Source organism: Plantactinospora sp. CNZ320, assembly GCF_002846275.1.
The window spans coordinates 2,087,687-2,104,112 of the sequence record NZ_PJMP01000001.1; the positions used below are offsets into that span (position 1 = coordinate 2,087,687).

The following is a 16,426-nucleotide window of genomic DNA, read 5'->3' on the forward strand; positions in this document are numbered from 1 at the left end:
GAGCGGGCTACAGCCGGCAGGCGTGGATGTCGGTGACCAGGATCGCCCGGGCGCCGACGTCGTACAGCTCGTCCATGATCCGGTGTACGTCCCGGCGCAGCACCATCGCCTGCACCGCCACCCAGCCCTCCCGGTGCAACGGGGAGATGGTCGGGGACTCGATCCCCGGGGTGAGCGCGCTGGCCTTCTCCAGCAGGTCGGCCCGGACGTCGTAGGCGAGCATCACGTACCGGCGGGCGACCAGTACCCCCTGCATGCGCCGTACGAGCTGGTCCACCTGCCCGTTCGCCGGTGCACCGGTACGCCGCACGAGCACCGCCGACGAGCGCAGGATCGGCTCACCGATGATCACCAGTCCGGCCTGACGGAGTGTCGCGCCGGTGGAGACGACGTCCGCCACCACGTCGGCCACGCCGAGGCGTACGGCGTTCTCGACCGCGCCGTCGAGCCGGATCACCGTGGCGGTGATCCCGTTGTCGGCCAGGTAGCCCTCGACCACCCCGGGATAGGCGGTGGCGATGCGCCGGCCGGCGATCTCCTCGACCGTCGAGACGGTTTCCGGCCGGGCGGCGAACCGGAAGATCGAGCCGCCGAAGTCCAGGTCGAGGATCTCCTCGGCCGGGCTGGCCGAGTCGACGAGCAGGTCCCGGCCGGTGATGCCGAGGTCGAGGTCACCGGAGCCGACGTAGGTGGCGATGTCCTTGGGGCGCAGGTAGAAGAACTCGACGTCGTTGGCCTCGTCCCGGCAGATCAGGTCGCGGTCGTCGCCGCGCTGGCGGTAGCCCGCCTCGCGCAGCATCTGGGAGGCCGGCCCGGAGAGGGTGCCCTTGTTGGGAATGGCGATGCGCAGCATCGGAAGTGCTCCTCGCGGTCAGGGATCGGAATCGGGCTGACGGACGCGTCTCGGCGTGGTCGGCGGGACGCGGCAGGGGCACTACAGATGTCGGTAGACGTCCTTGAGTTCCAGACCGGTGGCGAGCATCAGCACCTGCGCCTGGTAGAGCAACTGGGAGATCTCCTCGGCGGCCCGTTCCGGACCCTCGTGCTCGGCGGCCATCCACGCCTCGGCCGCCTCCTCGACGACCTTCTTGCCGATCGCGTGCACGCCGCGCTCCAGCGCGGCCACCGTCGCCGAGCCGGGAGTGCCGGCCGCGGCCTTGGCCTGCAGCTCGGCGAACAGCTCCTCGAACGTCTTCACGGAATCCGATTCTCGCAGCCGACCGGCACCCACCCGGTCGCCGGGTCGGCCGCCGGCCCACCAGGTGGACCGCCGGCCGGAAAGGAAGGGCCCCTTCTTATCGTTTTCTGTTGTAGAAGGGCCCCCTCCTTACACCTCAGGCGGGGGGTTAGCGCACGGTGATGGTGTGGTTGTCGAGGAACTGTTCGGTCCCGTCGGCCAGCGAGATGGCGTACGCGGTAAGCGTGTAGCGGCCCGGCGGCAGGGTGATGTCGATCTTCGCCTCCCCCTGGGCCGGCCCGGCAATGGAGAGCGTGACGAATTGATCACGTATCGTACGGGAGCCCCGCTGGATCCGGAGCTGGGCGGTCGCCTCGGGCAGGATCCCGGCGACGTGCACCTGGAAGCTCCGGCGCACCGTGTCGGCGTGCTGTGGCGAGATCAACCAGACCGGGGCGAGCACATCCGCCGCCGGCGCCCGGCGCAGCACCCCGGAGGTGTCGACCCGACCCCAGAGCCGGTCGACCGGTGCCCCGTCGAGCCGCAGCCGCAGCCCGGAGACCCCGGGTACGGCGGTGACGGTCCAGACCAGTTGCTGCACGGCCAGCCGCGCCGTGATCTCGTCGACATCGTTGCGGGCCGCCCCGGCGAGATCGACAGTGGCGACGCCGTCGCGGACCGTCACGTCCCGCAGGTCGGTTCCGACCGGCCATGGGTTGCGGTAGTCCGGATCCATCCCGACCGGCCCGTCCAGCAGGTTCCGCAGCGCGACGGTGACCCGGTCCCGGGCCGAGCCGTCGTGCAGCCACAGCCGGTGGAACTCCCGGTAGAGCCGGGGTCGGCCCGGATCGCCACCGAGGTAGTAGACCGGCAGGGCGGCGGTGCTCGTACCGGGGCCGGCTGTCGGCGTACCCGAACCGGTGCCGGCCGACGGGGCGACCGCGCCGTCCGACGGGGTCGGCCCGGGCCGCACCTCGTCCGGGGTCGGGTCCGCCGAACGCTGCGTGCCGACCGCTCCGGGCGGTGGTTCGACCCGGTCGGACGGTGTCGGCACGACCGTGCTGGCCAGCCCGACCACCACCGCCGCCACGCTCAGCGTGGCGACCGTCACCGCACCGGCCGCCAGCGGCGACCAGCCGCCCCACCGGGCACGGGCGAACCGGGGTGGTGACCACGCCGGCCGGCGCCAGCGGCGCCACGCGCCGCCCCGGTCGCCGGCCCCGATCCGCCGCTGGATCTCGGGCAGCGCGCCCGGTCCCGGCTCGATCCGGTCGGCCTCGTCCGCGAGTACCCGGCGCAGCATCTCCTCGTTCATCGGTCCGCCCCCAGGCTCTGCTTCAACGCGGCCAGTCCCCGGGAGGTGTGGCTCTTCACCGCACCCCGGCTGACCCCCATCAGGTCGGCGGTCTCGGCCTCGGAGAGGTCGAGGTAGTAGCGCAGCACCAGCGCCTCCCGCTGCCGGGTCGGCAGGGTACGCAGCGCCGCCATCACCGCGTCGTGCTGGAGCAGGTCGAGCGCGCCGCTCTCCGCGCTCGGCGCGTCCGCCACCGGCGCGGCGCCGGCCAGGTAGGCGGTCACCACCCGTCGGTGCCGCAGCGCCGACCGGCACCGGTTCAGCACGCTGGTCCGCAGGTAGCCGAGGGCGCGGTCGGCGTCACGCAGCCGGGACCAGTGCCCGTGCAACGCGACGTAGCCGTCCTGGACGATCTCCTCCGCCGCACCCTGGTCGTGCAGGAGCAGCGTGGCGAGTCGTACCAGCGGCCGGTAGTGGGCGGCGAAGAGGCTGCTGACCGCCTCGTCCGCCGACCACTGTGGTGGTCCCGCTCGTTTCATGGTCCTCCCGCCGGGCGGGTCGGAGACCAGTTGGGTCGTCACGGTTGCATGACGCGCGACCCCCTGTTCCGGTTTACCGGGCGCGGCCGACCGGCACCACTCGACAGGCCGGTGACGGGCCGAGATGCCCACGTGATCGATGAGAATGTCTATGGATCTTCGTCAACGTGTGCCTATGCTGTCGGCCATGGCTCGCCGATCCCTGCCGGTCGCGCTCACGACCGCCACGCTTGTTCTCGCGGCCCTCGTCGGCTGCGCGCCCCAGAACCAACCCGTACCGAATCCGGCGCAGGCCTCCTGCACCAAGGCCGAGCTGAAGACGCGTACGCCGGGCAAGTTGACAGTCGCCACCGACGACCCGGCGTACGCGCCCTGGTTCGCCGACAACCTGCCCGGCAACGGCAAGGGCTTCGAGTCCGCGGTCGCGTACGAGGTCGCCAAGCATCTCGGCTTCGCCCGGATCGACGTGCAGTGGGTACGGGTCAAGTTCGACACCGCCATCGCGCCGGGGCCGAAGGAGTTCGACTTCGACATCAACCAGTTCTCGATCACCGACGAGCGCAAACAGGCGGTCGACTTCACCTCGCCGTACTACCTCGTCCGGCAGGCGGTGGTCGCCGGGAAGGGCTCGAAGATCACCGGGAAGACCGGGCTGGCCGACCTGCGTGACGCCAAGCTCGGCGCGCAGGTGGGCACCACCAGCTACCAGGCGATCACCGACGTGATCAAGCCGACGGTCAAGCCGCAGGTCTACAACACCAACGACGACGCGAAGAAGGCGCTGCAGAACGGCCAGCTCGACGGCGTCGTGGTGGACCTGCCCACCGCCTTCTACATCACCTCGGCCGAGGTCAAGGACGCCACAATCGTCGGGCAGTTGCCACAGGTCGGGCTGCCGGAGGCGTTCGGCCTGCTGCTCGACAAGGACTCGCCGCTTACCGGCTGCGTGAGCGGGGCGGTCGACGCGCTGCGCGCCAACGGCACGCTCGGCAACCTGGAGCGGACCTGGCTCTCCGAAGTGGCCGGCGTAGCCGACATCACGTGACCCTGACCGACCACCACCCGTCACCGATCGCCCGCGAGCGGACCGCCTACCGGAAACGGCAGACGGTCCGCTCGGTGCTGGTCGCCGCCGCCTCCACCGGGGTACTCGGCACCCTGCTGGTGGTCGCGGTGACCGGTTCACCCGGCTGGAAGCGGGTACGCGAGTCCTTCCTCGACCCGCGCATCGGCCGGGACGCCCTGCCGGAGGTCCTCACCGGACTCTGGCTCAACGTCCGGCTGCTCGTCTGCTGCGCACTCGGCGCGCTCGCCCTCGGCCTGCTGGTGGCGGTGCTGCGTACCCTGCGCGGGCCGGTCTTCTTCCCGGTACGGGCACTGGCCGCCGGCTACACCTACACGTTCCGCGGGCTGCCCCTGATCATCGTGATCTACGTGCTCACCCTCGGCGTTCCGGGACTGCGGTTGCAGGGGATGCCGCCGGTGCTGGTGCTCGGCGGGATCGCCCTGGTGCTCACCTACGGTGGCTATCTTGCCGAGGTGTTCCGGGCCGGGATCGAGTCGATCCATCCGAGCCAGCTCGCCGCCGCCCGGTCGCTCGGGCTCACCTACCGGCAGACGATGCGGCACGTGGTGCTGCCGCAGGCGGTCCGCCGGGTCGCCCCGCCACTGCTCAACGACGTGGTCGCGCTCCAGAAGGACGTCGGGCTGGTCTCGCTGGCCGGGCCGATCGACGCGGTACGGGCCGCCCAGATCGCCACCGCCGAGACGTTCAACTTCACGCCGTACATTGTCGCGGGGGTGCTTTTCGTGCTGCTCGCCGTACCACTGATCGCGGTCACCGACTGGGTGACCCTGCGCGCCGCCCGCCGGCAGGCCGCGCGGTGAACACACAGGTGCTGAGCTGCCGGGGGCTGCGCAAGGTCTTCGGCGGGCAGGTGGTGCTCGACGATCTCGACCTGGACGTCGCCGAGCACGAGGTGGTGGCACTGATCGGTGCCTCCGGCTCCGGCAAGTCCACCCTGCTGCGCTGCGTGAACCTGCTGGACGAGATCGACGACGGCACCATCGCACTGGACGGCGAACACATCACCGACCCGCGCGTCGACCCCGACCGGGTACGCCGGCGGATCGGCATCGTCTTCCAGGCGTACAACCTCTTCCCGCACCTGCGGGTGCTGGACAACATCACGCTGGCGCCGGTCCGGGTGCACCGGCGGGACCGTGCCGAGGCCGAGGCGCAGGCCCGGGAGCTGCTCGGCCGGGTCGGGCTGGCCGGGAAGGCGGCCGACTATCCCGACCGGCTCTCCGGCGGCCAGCAGCAGCGGGTGGCGATCGTCCGGGCGCTTGTCAACTCGCCCCGCCTCCTGCTGCTCGACGAGGTGACCTCGGCGCTGGACCCGGAACTCGTCGGCGAGGTGCTGACGATGATCCGGGACCTGAAGGCCGAGGGCATGACGATGGTGCTGGCCACCCACGAGATGAGCTTCGCCCGCGAGGTCGCCGACCGGGTCTGCTTCCTCGACGGCGGGCGGGTGATCGAGCAGGGGCCGCCGGAGCAGGTGCTCGGCGAGCCGACCCAGCCGCGTACCCGGCAGTTCCTCCGCCGGATCATCGAGGCGGGCCGGCTCCAGGTCGGCTGAGCACGGGTCGCGGCCGGCGGCCGAGGCCGCGCCTGGCGTCCCTCCGTCCGGGAGGCTGTCGAGCTGCCCCGCCTGCGCACCCGGATGGCAGGCCGCCGCAACGGATCGCCGTCGACGCCCTGCGGCCACGGCACGAGGCCGAGCCGGCGCCGTTGCGCGGAGACTTCGCCATCAGGGTCAGGCTCGCTGCCGATACGGCGGGCCGCCACCACACCCACAGGCCGGAAGCACGGCCGAAGGCAGTGCCCCGTCCATGCACCCAGCTCGACAGTGTCGCGAGCAGGTACCGTCTCCTGGCGGATACGCAGCCGTCCGCGCGCGAGACGGGCCGCGCCCACCATCCCGGCCGGCGGCTGGACGGCAGGCCACGGACGGGCGGGCGGCTACGGGCTACGGGCGGGCGGCGGGCTACGGGCTACGGGCGGGCGGCGATGTCCCGGATCGCGACGGCGGCCTCCAGGGCCGCCGTGGTGGCCGCCCAGCCCTTGTCCTCGACCGAGTCCGGCAGCCCGGCCCGGTCCCGGGCCTGCTCCAGGTTGTTCACCGTCAGCACCCCGTGCGCGACCGGCTTCCCGCTGTCCAGCGCGACCCGGGTCAGCCCTTCGGTCACCGACTGGCAGACGTAGTCGAAGTGGGCGGTGGCGCCCCTGATCACCACGCCGAGGGCGACCACGGCGTCGCACCGCCGGGCCAGCGCCTGGGCCACCACCGGCAGCTCCACCGACCCGGCCACCCGGACCACGATCACGTCGTCGACACCGCACGCCTTCGCCGCGGTCACCGCCCGGTCGACCATGTGGTCGGTGAGTTCACCGTGCCAGCGCGCGGCCACCACCCCCACGGTCAGCCCGGACGCCTCCACCGTCGACAGTCCCGGCTCTCCGAACCCCGCCATCGTCACGCCAACCTTTCCGTCATCTCCGCGAGTCCCGTCAGTTTCCCGGCGTCGGCCGGAGACTCCAACCCGTCCAGCAGGTGCCCCATCCGGTCCCGCTTGGTCCGCAGGTAACGGACGTTCTCCGGGGTGGCCCGGACCGGCATCGCCTCCCGGCCCACCACGGTCAGCCCGTACCCCTCCAGCCCGGCCCGCTTCGCCGGGTTGTTCGTCAGCAGCCGCATCGAGCGGACCCCGAGGTCATAGAGGATCTGCGCGCCGGTGCCGTAATCCCGGGCGTCGGCGGGCAGGCCGAGGTCCAGGTTGGCGTCGACGGTGTCCCGGCCGAGGTCCTGCAACTGGTACGCCTGGAGCTTGTGCAGCAGCCCGATCCCGCGCCCCTCGTGCCCGCGCATGTAGAGCACCACGCCCCGCCCCTCGGCCGCGACCCGGCCCAGTGCGGCGTGCAGCTGCGGGCCGCAGTCGCAACGCAGCGAGCCGAAGACGTCCCCGGTCAGGCACTCCGAGTGCACGCGTACCAGCACGTCCTGGCCGTCGCCGATATCGCCGTAGACCAGCGCGATGTGCTCGGCACCGTCCTGCCGGGCCCGGTAACCGACCGCCCGGAACGGCCCGTACGGCAGCGGCAGTCGGGTCTCGACGACCTGCTCGACGTCGGTCTCGGTACGCCGCCGGTAGGCGATCAGGTCGGCGATGGTGATCAGCGTGATGCCGTGCTCGGCGGCGAACTTCTCCAGGTCGGGCAGGCGCATCATGGTGCCGTCGTCGTTGACCAGCTCGCAGAGCACCCCGGCGGGACGGAGCCCGGCGAGCCGGGCCAGGTCGACTGCCGCCTCGGTGTGCCCGGGACGACGCAGTACGCCGCCGACCTTGGCCCGCAGCGGCACCACGTGCCCCGGCCGGCTCAGGTCGGTGGCGTCGGTCGACGGGTCGGCGAGCAGCCTGATCGTGTGTGCCCGGTCGGCGGCGGAGATACCGGTGCTGACCCCCTCCCGCGCGTCGACGGTCACCGTGTACGCCGTACCCCGCTTGTCCTGGTTGGTGTGGTACATCGGCGGCAGTTCGAGGCGGTCGCAGTCCTCCTCGGTCAGCGGCGCGCAGATGTAGCCGGAGGTGTAGCGGACCATGAACGCGACCAGTTCCGGGGTGGCCCGGTCGGCGGCGAAGATCAGATCGCCCTCGTTCTCCCGGTCCTCGTCGTCGACCACGACGACCGGCCGGCCGGCCGCGATCTCGGCCAGCGCCGCCTCGATGGTGCCGAAATCGGTGCTCATGCCGGCACTCCGCTTCGCTCCGTGCCGCCATGAGGCACATCAGCACTGAACTGACTGATTCGCTCGCTAGACTCGCTCACTTCCACAGCCTCCAGTCCGTCCACCGGCAGTCGCCCGCCGGTCGTCAGCAGTCGTTCGACGTACTTGGCGAGGACGTCAACCTCGAGGTTGACCGGCTCACCGACACCCTTGCGGCCCAGCGTGGTGGTGGCCAGCGTGGTCGGGATCAGCCCGACCGAGAACGTCTGCGGGGTCAGCGCGGCGACGGTGAGTGAGACACCGTCGACGGTGATCGAGCCCTTCTCCACGACGTACCGGGCGAGGTCGGCGGGGAGGCTGAAGGTGACCGTCTCCCACTGCTCGGCCGGCTCCCGCCCGACGATCTCGGCGACCCCGTCGACGTGCCCCTGCACCAGATGCCCGCCGAGCCGGCTGCCGAGGGTGGCGGCCCGCTCCAGGTTCACCGGGTCACCCGGGCGCAGCGCCCCCAGCGCGGTACGCCGGAACGTCTCGCCCATCACGTCGGCGGTGAACGTGTCGCCGTCGATGGTCACCACGGTCAGACAGACCCCGTTGACGGAGATCGAGTCGCCGTGCCGGGCGTCCGAGGTGACCACCGGGCCGCGGATCGCGACCAGCGCCGAGTCACCGCCGGTGTCGTCCCGCCGGACCAGTTCGCCCAACTCTTCCACGATGCCGGTGAACATCGTCAGCCCTCCGTCTTCCGGGGAAACGCGGTGACCCGCAGATCGGGGCCTACCGGGGTCACATCGGTGAACTCCAGGTCGATGACCTCGGAGATGGAACGCGCGCCCGCGTCGCCGAGCGCGGCCGGGCCGGCGCCGAGCAGCTTCGGTGCCAGGTAGCCGACCACCTTGTCGACCAGGCCGGCGGCGAGGAACGCGCCGGCCAGGGTCGGGCCGCCCTCCAGCAGCGCCGCCCGGACCCCACGCCGGTAGAGCTCGGCGAGCAGCCGGGCCAGGTCGACGCGGCCGTCCGGGCCGGTGCCGAGTTCCTTCGCGGTCGCCACCCAGGTGGGTGCGGCGCCGTCCCGGACCCGGGCGTCGAGCGGGGTACGCCCCGCGCTGTCCACCACCACCCGCAGCGGCTGCCGGATCGCCAGGGTGCCGTCGCGCAGGTTCCGGGCGGTCAGTCTCGGGTCGTCGGCGAGCACGGTGCCGACCCCGGCGATCACCGCGTCGACGGTGCCGCGCAGCGCGTGCACGTCGATCCGGGCCGCCTCGGAGGTGATCCACATACTGGTGCCGTCCGCCGCCGCGATCCGGCCGTCCAGGGTCGCCGCGTACTTCCAGATCAGGTACGGCCTCCTCCGGCGTACCGCGGTCAGCCAGGCCAGGTTGCCGGCCTCCGCCTCGGCGGCGCGTACCCCGACCTCGACCTCGACCCCGGCCGCCCGCAGCCGTTCGATCCCGCCCGTGGCGATCGGGTTCGGGTCGGGGACGCCGATCACCACCCGGCGGACCCCGGCGGAGATCAGCGCCCCGCTGCACGGCCCGGTACGCCCGATGTGGTCGCAGGGTTCCAGGGTCACCACGGCGGTACCGCCCCGGGCCCGCTCGCCGGCCTGGGCCAGCGCGACGATCTCGGCGTGCGGCCCACCGGCGTACGCGTGGAAGCCCTCGCCGACGATCTCGCCACTCGGATCGAGCAGCACGCAGCCGACCAGGGGATTGGGACTCGTCGTGCCAAGGCCGCGGGCCGCCAGCGCGATCGCCCGGCGCATCGCCTCGTCGGCGGAGACGCCCCCCATGCCGTTCCCTCTTCCTCGCCCGTCGTCGTAGCGCGCGGGCGGGCGGCGGGAGGGGCTCCGGCACAGGTGGCCGGGCGTGCGGCGGCGGAGCAGGGGGACGACGGCAGGCGCCGACCCCGGGGGACCACGGGTCGGCGCGCAGGCGCCGGCCAATGGACCCATCCGTCCCGCGCGCTGTCTCCCATCCGGACTGTCTGGGCGCGGAAACTGCCCGCCCCCAACCGTCGGCCCTGGGTTCTCACCAGGTCCACCGGGCGGCCGAAGCCGACCGGGTCGCGGGCTTACCGGGCTTACGCCCGGATCACCGCCGGTTCGGAATTACACCGAGTCCCGCCAGCGCGTGGTGGGTACGGATCGAGTGTTGCACGGAACCGGGGCACTCGGGCCAGTGAGGCGACCCACCTCACAACAACGTGACAGCCGTCACTTGGCTCCGCGGCGCCGCTCGCCCGCCTCGGCCGCGGGTGTCCCCGGGGTACGCCGCCGGTCCATCGCCACGTACGAGCCGGGCTGGCTCTTGGCCACCGTCTTCATCTCGGAGGCGGCGGCGATCACCTCGAGCGGGTCGGTGAACCGGCGCTCCGGCACCGACAGCGACACCCCGATGGAGAGGGTGACCAGGTGGGCCCGCTGGATGTTGCCGCGCCGGTCCTTCAACTCGACGTAACCGCGCTTGGCGTCCTGCGGGTCGTAGAGCTCGTCGGCGGTCTTCTCGAAGTCGATCACGGCCCGTTCGGTGAGCGGCCGGACCTGCTCGGGGGCGCAGACGATCACGAAGTCGTCGCCGCCGATGTGCCCGAGGAAGGCCGGCGGCAGCCCGACCGAGACCACCGCCCGGTGCAGGCTGCGGGCCAGCGCGCTGATGAACTCGTCGCCGCGGACGAAGCCGTACCGGTCGTTGACGCTCTTGAACCGGTCGATGTCGACGTAGCCGACCGCGTAGTCGACGCCGCTGCGTACCCGGTCGCCGATCTCCCGGCGGACCCGGGTGTTGCCGGGCAGCCCGGTCAGCGGGGAGACCTCGCGGAACTCCTTGTTTCGGCGCAGCGTGGAACTGATCCGGGCGATGAGTTCGGCGGTGTCGAAGGGCTTGACCAGATAGTCGTCGGCACCGGCGGTGAGCCCGTGCACCTTGTCCACGGTCAGGCCCTTGGCGGTGAGCATGATCACCGGCAGCGCCGAGGTCATCGGGTTGGCCCGCAGCCGCCGGGTCAGCTCCAGCCCGTCGATCCGGGGCATCCGCAGGTCGACCACGGCCAGGTCGGGCCGGCGCCGCTCGATCACGTCGAGCGCCTCCTGACCGTCCCGGGCCTGCACCACGTCGAAACCGTGCAGCTTGAGGTTGAACGAGACGAACCGGACGATGTCCTCGTCGTCGTCGACCACCAGGATCAGGTCGGGCCGCTCCTCGGCGACCCCGTCGACGGTCACGACGCGGCGACGGCGCGCTCGGCGAGCCGCCGTAGCTGGGTGACCGCCGCGGCCGGGTCGGCCGCGCCGTAGACGGCGGTGCCGGCGACGAAGGCGTCCGCGCCGGCCGCCGCCGCCTGCTCGATGGTGTCGGCCGCGATGCCTCCGTCGACCTCGATCCGCAGTTCGAGGTGGCCGGCGTCGGCGTGCCGGCGGGCGGTCCGGACCTTGTCGAGCAGTTCGGGGATGAACCGCTGCCCCCCGAAGCCCGCCTTGATAGTCATGATCAGCAATGTATCGAAGCTGGGCAGCAGGTCAAGGTACGGCTCGATCGGAGTGTCCCGGTCGATCGCCAGCCCGGCCTTCGCCCCCGCCGAGCGGAGGTCCTTGGCCAGCGAGACCGGGTTGTCACAGGCCTCGGCGTGGAACGTCACGTTGTAGGCACCGGCGTCGGCGTAGCTGGGCGCCCAGCGCCGCGGATCGTCGATCATCAGGTGTACGTCGAACGGCAGCGCGGTCACGGCCAGCAGGCTCTGCACCACCGGCAGCCCGATGGTCAGGTTCGGCACGAAGTGGTTGTCCATCACATCGACGTGCAGCCAGTCCGCCGTGGACTCCACCGCCTGCACCTCGTCGGCGAGCCGGGCGAAGTCTGCGGCGAGGATGCTGGGCGCGACGATCGGCGCTGGTACGGTCACCGCGCCAGTGTACGAATGCCGGTCACCCCGGCGTCCCGTCACCCTCTGGTCGCGGCGGCACCCGAGAAGAACCGGTCCGGTGTGATCGGCAGATCGCGCACGCGTACCCCGGTGGCGTGCTGCACGGCGTTCGCGATCGCCGCGGCGGTACCGACGATGCCCAGCTCACCGATCCCCTTCGAGCCCATCGGGTTGACGTACGGGTCCTCCTCGACGAGCGTGTGCACCTCCACGCAGCCGACGTCGGCGTTCGTCGCGATGTGGTACTCGGCGAGGTCGTGGTTGACCACGTGACCGAAGCGGGGATCGACCACACACTGCTCGTGCAGGGCCATCGACAGGCCCATCGTCATCCCGCCGAGCAGTTGGGAACGGGCCGTCTTCGGGTTGATGATCCGGCCGGCGGCGAAGACGCCGAGCATCCGGGGCACCCGTACCTCGCCGGTCGCCTCGTGCACCCGGGCCTCGACGAACTGGGCGCCGAAGGCGTACATCGAGAAACGCTCCCGGTCCGGATTCGCCGGCATGTCGGCGCTGGCCTCGATGCCCTCGGCCGGCGTGTCGGGGTGCTCGGCCAGCCGGGCCCGGAGCCGGCGGGCGGCCTCGACCACCGTGCTGCCCCACGAGGTCATCCCGGACGAGCCGCCGGCCGCCATCGCCGGCGGCAGGTCCGTGTCGCCGATGCGCAGCTCGACCCGGTCCACCGGTACGTCCAGCGCGTCGGCGGCGATCTGGCTCAGCGAGGTCCAGGTGCCGGTGCCGAGGTCGGCGGCGCCGATCGAGACGAGGTACCTGCCGTCCGGCTCCCGCCGGATCGTCGCCGACGAGCCGGGCAGTTGGTAGACCGGGTACATCGAGGAGGCCACCCCGGTGCCGACCAGCCAGCCACCGGCGGCCCGCCGGACCCCGGGAGTCGGGTCCCGGCCGGCCCAGCCGAACCGGCGGGCACCCTCGCGCAGGCAGGCCACCAGGTTGCGGGTGGAGAACGGCCGGTCCAGCTCGGGATCGCGCGGCGGTTCGTTGGCGATCCGGAAGTCGACCGGATCCTGCCCGCAGGCGATCGCCATCTCGTCCATCGCCGACTCCAGCGCGTACATCCCGGGGGCCTTGCCCGGGGCGCGCATGATCGTCGGTACCGGCACGTCGAGCCGGACCATCCGGTGGGTGGTGCTCCGGTGCGGCGCCGCGTACATCACCCGGGTCGGCGTGGCGGTCTGCTCGGCGAACTCCTTGTGCCGGGCGGTCTGCTGCACCACCTCGTGGCCGATCGCCACCAGCCGGCCGTCCGGGCCGGCGCCGAGCCGGATCCGCTGCACCGACGGGGTGCGGTAGCCGACCTGGGAGAACATCTGCTGCCGGGTGAGCGCGAACCGCACCGGACGACCGGGTACGGCGAACGCGGCCAGTACGGCGAGCACGACGTCCGGATGGATGTGCAGCTTGCCGCCGAACGCGCCGCCGACGTGTGGCGAGATGATCCGGATCCGCTCCGGGTCGAGCCCGAAGAGCGTCGCCAGCGACCTGCGCAGCCCGTGCACGCCCTGGCTGCCGACGTGCAGGGTGAGCCGGTCGTCGGCCCAGTGCGCGATCGTGGCGTGCGGCTCCAACTGGGCGTGCTGGTACCACGGGGTGGTGTAGGTGGCGTCCAGGCGTACCGCCGCCTCGGCCAGCGCCTTCTCCGGGTCACCGAGCACGCTTTCGGTGGCGAACCCGCCGTTCATAACCTCCGGGGCGTACCGGTCGGGATGGTCGCCCCGCAGCGTCACGTCGTGCGGGCCGGCCTGGTAGTCGACCCGGACCAGGCCGGCGGCCCGGCGAGCCGCCTCCGAGGTCTCCGCCACCACCCCGGCGACGAACTGCCCCCGGTACGCCACTTCGGGCGTCTGCAGGATCGTCACCTCGGGATCGTCGAACGAGGCGACCCGGGTCGCGTTCTCGTGCGTCAGCACGGCCAGCACGCCCGGCTCGGCAAGCGCCGGCTCGGTCGTCACGGCGGCGACCCGGCCCACCGCCACGGTGGCCTGCACCGGGAAGAGAGAGACCGGCCGGTCGACGGGGTGCTCGAAGGCGTACCGGGCGGTTCCGGTGACCTTCGCCGGCCCGTCGAACCTGTCCAGCGGAGTGCCGATGGCCCGGACCTGCGGTGTCTTCCCGTCCACACCTGCAATGTATGTGCGGAAGTGTCCCCACCCACCCGCTTCGGTGGAACTCGCCGCCGGGCGCCGGCCGGTGTCGGGCGCACCGCCGCACCGGTGCCGGTCAGCCCCGGCGCAAGACCGCCAGGAACATGGCGTCGGTGCCGTGCCGGTGCGGCCAGAGCTGCACCGTCGGGCCGTCGCCGAGACCGGGCATCCCGGCCGGGAGCAGCGGGCGGGCGTCGACGAAGTCGACGGACACCCCGGAGCGCCGGGCCGCCTCGGTGACCGAGACGTGCGTCTCCACCACGTGCGGCGAGCAGGTCACGTACGCCACCACCCCGCCCGGCCGGACCGCCCGGAGCGCGGCACCGAGCAGCTCCCGCTGCAACCGGGTGAGCGCCGGCAGGTCGGATGGCTGGCGGCGCCAGCGGGACTCCGGACGCCGCCGCAGCGAGCCGAGGCCGGTGCAGGGCGCGTCGACGAGTACCCGGTCGAAGGAGTCCTCCGGCAGGTCCGGGTCGCGCCCGACGGTACGCCCGTCGGCGGTCAGCACAGTCACCGGCAGCCCGCGTACCGCCTGGGAGACCAGCCGGGCCCGGTGCTCGGCCACCTCGACCGCGGTAAGCGCGGCACCCCGCTGGGCGGCGAGCGCGCCGAGCAGCCCGGACTTGCCGCCCGGACCGGCACAGAGGTCGAGCCAGCGTTCGTCGGTACCGTCGATCTCGGCGGCGGTGAGCGCGGCGGCCACCAGTTGGGAGCCCTCGTCCTGCACGTGCGCCCGGCCGTCGGCGACCGCCGCCAGCTCGCCCGGCGCACCCCCGGCCAGGTAGACGGCGTACGGCGAGAAGGCGCCCGGCGCACCCCCCACCTCGTCGGCGACCTCGACCGCGTCCGCCCGGCCCGGGCGGACGCAGAGGTGCACCGGCGGCGGCTGGTTGTCCTCGATCAGCAGCCGGGTGGTCTCCCCCAGGTCTGCGCCGAGCGCCTCGGAGAAGGCCCGGACGATCCACTCCGGATGGCTGTAGCGCAGCGCCAGGTGCCCGATCGGGTCGGTCTCGGCCGGCGGGGCCAGCTCGGCCAGCCAGGTGTCGAGGTCCTTGCCGGAGACCTCCCGCAGCACGGCGTTGGCGAAGCCGCCCGCGCCCGGAGCGAGCGAACGGACCAGGTCGACCGTGGAGGAGACGGCGGCGTGCGCCGGGACCCGGGTGTAGAGGATCTGGTAGGCGCCGAGCCGCAGCGCGTCCCGGGGCTGCGGGTCGATCCGCGCCACGTCCCGGCCGGCGGCGGCGGTGAGGATCGCGTCCAGGGTGCCCCGGACCCGCAGCGTGCCGTAGGTCAGCTCGGTGGCGAAGGCCGCGTCCCGGCCGTGCAACCGCCGGTCACGCAGGATGCCCGGCAGCACGAGGTTCGCGTACGCGTCGTCCCGGTGCACCGCCTCGATCGCCTCGTACGCCGCCTGCCGTGGCAGGTCGACCGCCGGCCGTCCGGCCCGGGGCGGACGCCCGTCCCGGTCCCGCCGGCCGGCACCGTCGCGCGGACGGCCACGGTCGCCGCCCCGGTCGTCGCGTCGCCGGTCGGCGCCACGCTGGGTACGGTCGTCGCGATCCCGGTCGGCTCCGGCCCGTGCGGTACCGCCGACCTGTCCGGTACGTTCGCTCACCCGAAGTGCTCCCCACCGGCGACCCGTACGCCCCGGGCCCAGTCCGGCGCCGGCATCGCGCGCTTGCCCGCCGCGCGTACCTCGCCCAACTCCACCGGAGTGGTGGCGGTACCGGCCAGCACCCGGCCGCGCTCGACAAGCAACTCGCCGGGCTTGAGTTCCGGTGCGTTGCCGACCGGCCGCACCGGGCCGAGCTTGACCCGGTCGCCCCGGAACTGGGTCCAGGCGCCCGGTGCCGGGGTGGCGGCCCGGATCCGCCGGTCCACCGCGAAGGACGGCTCCGACCAGCGGACCTCACCGTCGGCGACGGTCAGCTTCGGCGCCAGCGAGACACCGTCGGCGGGTTGCGGCACCGCCCGCGCGGTGCCCTGGCCGATCGCGTCGAGCACCTGCACCAGCAGCCCGGAGCCGCTGTGCGCGAGCCGCTCCAGCAGGTCGCCGGAGGTGTCGGTGGGGCGGACCTCCTCGGTCACGGTGCCGAAGACCGGCCCGGTGTCCAGCCCGGCCTCCAGTTGGAAGACGCTGGCGCCGGTGACCTGGTCGCCGTGCAGCACCGCGTGCTGCACGGGTGCGGCACCGCGCCAGGCGGGCAGCAGCGAGAAGTGCAGGTTGACCCAGCCGTACGCCGGGATCTCCAGCGCCTCCGGCGGCACCAGCGCACCGTAGGCGACCACCGGTACGCAGTCCGGGGCGAGTTGACGCAGCCGGTCGAGGAACTCCGGCTCCCGGGGCCGGGCCGGGGTCAGCACCTCGATGCCCCGCTCGTCGGCCCAGGCGCCGACGGGTGACCGGGTCACTCCCCTGCCCCGACCCGCCGGGGCGTCGGGGCGGGTCACCACGGCCAGCAGTTCGTGCCCGGAGGCGGCGATGGCGTCCAGGCTGGGCAGGGCGACGGCCGGGGTACCGGCGAAGATCAGACGCACCGGCC

Annotated in this window: 16 protein-coding genes and 1 riboswitch; of the genes, 3 read left to right on the top strand and 13 right to left on the bottom strand. The window is 72.9% G+C overall.

The genetic code is table 11. The features are described 5' to 3' along the window. Positions 1-7: 7 nt before the first annotated feature. The 4 genes from hisG to CLT71_RS09040 form a co-directional block, all read right to left on the bottom strand. Positions 8-853 carry an ATP phosphoribosyltransferase gene (gene hisG, locus CLT71_RS09025; RefSeq protein ID WP_101366711.1) on the bottom strand — a complete coding sequence of 282 codons (846 nt, stop codon included), beginning with the start codon at positions 851-853 and terminating at the stop codon, positions 8-10. An 81-nt stretch (positions 854-934) separates the two neighbouring features. Then, the gene (locus tag CLT71_RS09030; protein WP_101366712.1) at positions 935-1,198 is read right to left on the bottom strand and encodes a phosphoribosyl-ATP diphosphatase; all 264 of its coding nucleotides are present in this window, start codon (positions 1,196-1,198) and stop codon (positions 935-937) included. Positions 1,199-1,346: 148 nt separating this feature from the next. After that, a complete protein-coding gene (locus CLT71_RS09035; protein WP_101366713.1) occupies positions 1,347-2,492 on the bottom strand; it encodes a GerMN domain-containing protein in 1,146 nt (381 codons plus the stop codon). Next, on the bottom strand, positions 2,489-3,010 hold the full coding sequence (locus tag CLT71_RS09040) for a SigE family RNA polymerase sigma factor (protein ID WP_101371275.1): 522 nt from the start codon (positions 3,008-3,010) through the stop codon (positions 2,489-2,491). The genes CLT71_RS09035 and CLT71_RS09040 overlap by 4 nt, the downstream gene beginning before the upstream one ends. 187 nt (positions 3,011-3,197) lie before the next feature. Between CLT71_RS09040 and CLT71_RS09045 the strand changes: the two genes are divergently transcribed. From CLT71_RS09045 to CLT71_RS09055, 3 genes are read left to right on the top strand one after another with little or no spacing between them, the layout of a single operon-like run. Next, positions 3,198-4,055 (top strand): ABC transporter substrate-binding protein, encoded by an 858-nt coding sequence (locus CLT71_RS09045; RefSeq protein ID WP_101371276.1) that lies wholly within the window; start codon positions 3,198-3,200, stop codon positions 4,053-4,055. 2 nt (positions 4,056-4,057) lie between these two features. Further along, complete coding sequence (locus tag CLT71_RS09050; RefSeq protein WP_101371277.1) at positions 4,058-4,897, top strand: amino acid ABC transporter permease; 840 nt, start codon at positions 4,058-4,060, stop codon at positions 4,895-4,897. Beyond that, entirely contained in the window at positions 4,894-5,652 is a 759-nt protein-coding gene (locus CLT71_RS09055; RefSeq protein WP_486483156.1) for an amino acid ABC transporter ATP-binding protein, read from the top strand. Before CLT71_RS09050 ends, CLT71_RS09055 begins: the two co-directional genes overlap by 4 nt. 415 nt (positions 5,653-6,067) lie before the next feature. Here the strand turns inward: CLT71_RS09055 and ribH are convergent, their stop codons facing one another. The 9 genes from ribH to fmt all read right to left on the bottom strand — a co-directional run bounded on the left by ribH (position 6,068) and on the right by fmt (position 16,421). After that, positions 6,068-6,547, bottom strand: coding sequence for a 6,7-dimethyl-8-ribityllumazine synthase (gene ribH / locus CLT71_RS09060; RefSeq protein WP_101366714.1), 480 nt, complete (start codon positions 6,545-6,547; stop codon positions 6,068-6,070). A gap of 2 nt (positions 6,548-6,549) precedes the next feature. Next, complete coding sequence (locus CLT71_RS09065) at positions 6,550-7,821, bottom strand: bifunctional 3,4-dihydroxy-2-butanone-4-phosphate synthase/GTP cyclohydrolase II (RefSeq protein ID WP_101366715.1); 1,272 nt, start codon at positions 7,819-7,821, stop codon at positions 6,550-6,552. Further along, the gene (locus CLT71_RS09070) at positions 7,818-8,528 is read right to left on the bottom strand and encodes a riboflavin synthase (RefSeq protein WP_101366716.1); all 711 of its coding nucleotides are present in this window, start codon (positions 8,526-8,528) and stop codon (positions 7,818-7,820) included. Before CLT71_RS09070 ends, CLT71_RS09065 begins: the two co-directional genes overlap by 4 nt. A gap of 2 nt (positions 8,529-8,530) precedes the next feature. After that, positions 8,531-9,592, bottom strand: coding sequence for a bifunctional diaminohydroxyphosphoribosylaminopyrimidine deaminase/5-amino-6-(5-phosphoribosylamino)uracil reductase RibD (gene ribD, locus CLT71_RS09075; protein WP_101366717.1), 1,062 nt, complete (start codon positions 9,590-9,592; stop codon positions 8,531-8,533). 169 nt (positions 9,593-9,761) lie between these two features. Continuing rightward, positions 9,762-9,934: riboswitch (FMN riboswitch) on the bottom strand. Positions 9,935-10,015: 81 nt separating this feature from the next. Then, complete coding sequence (locus tag CLT71_RS09080) at positions 10,016-11,023, bottom strand: response regulator (protein WP_101366718.1); 1,008 nt, start codon at positions 11,021-11,023, stop codon at positions 10,016-10,018. Next, the gene (gene rpe, locus CLT71_RS09085) at positions 11,020-11,700 is read right to left on the bottom strand and encodes a ribulose-phosphate 3-epimerase (protein WP_101366719.1); all 681 of its coding nucleotides are present in this window, start codon (positions 11,698-11,700) and stop codon (positions 11,020-11,022) included. The genes CLT71_RS09080 and rpe overlap by 4 nt, the downstream gene beginning before the upstream one ends. A gap of 38 nt (positions 11,701-11,738) precedes the next feature. Continuing rightward, on the bottom strand, positions 11,739-13,859 hold the full coding sequence (locus CLT71_RS09090; RefSeq protein WP_199187559.1) for a xanthine dehydrogenase family protein molybdopterin-binding subunit: 2,121 nt from the start codon (positions 13,857-13,859) through the stop codon (positions 11,739-11,741). Between the two features lie 100 nt (positions 13,860-13,959). Further along, on the bottom strand, positions 13,960-15,498 hold the full coding sequence (locus CLT71_RS09095) for a transcription antitermination factor NusB (RefSeq protein ID WP_101366720.1): 1,539 nt from the start codon (positions 15,496-15,498) through the stop codon (positions 13,960-13,962). After that, the gene (gene fmt / locus CLT71_RS09100) at positions 15,495-16,421 is read right to left on the bottom strand and encodes a methionyl-tRNA formyltransferase (RefSeq protein ID WP_101371280.1); all 927 of its coding nucleotides are present in this window, start codon (positions 16,419-16,421) and stop codon (positions 15,495-15,497) included. The genes CLT71_RS09095 and fmt overlap by 4 nt, the downstream gene beginning before the upstream one ends. Positions 16,422-16,426: the final 5 nt, after the last annotated feature.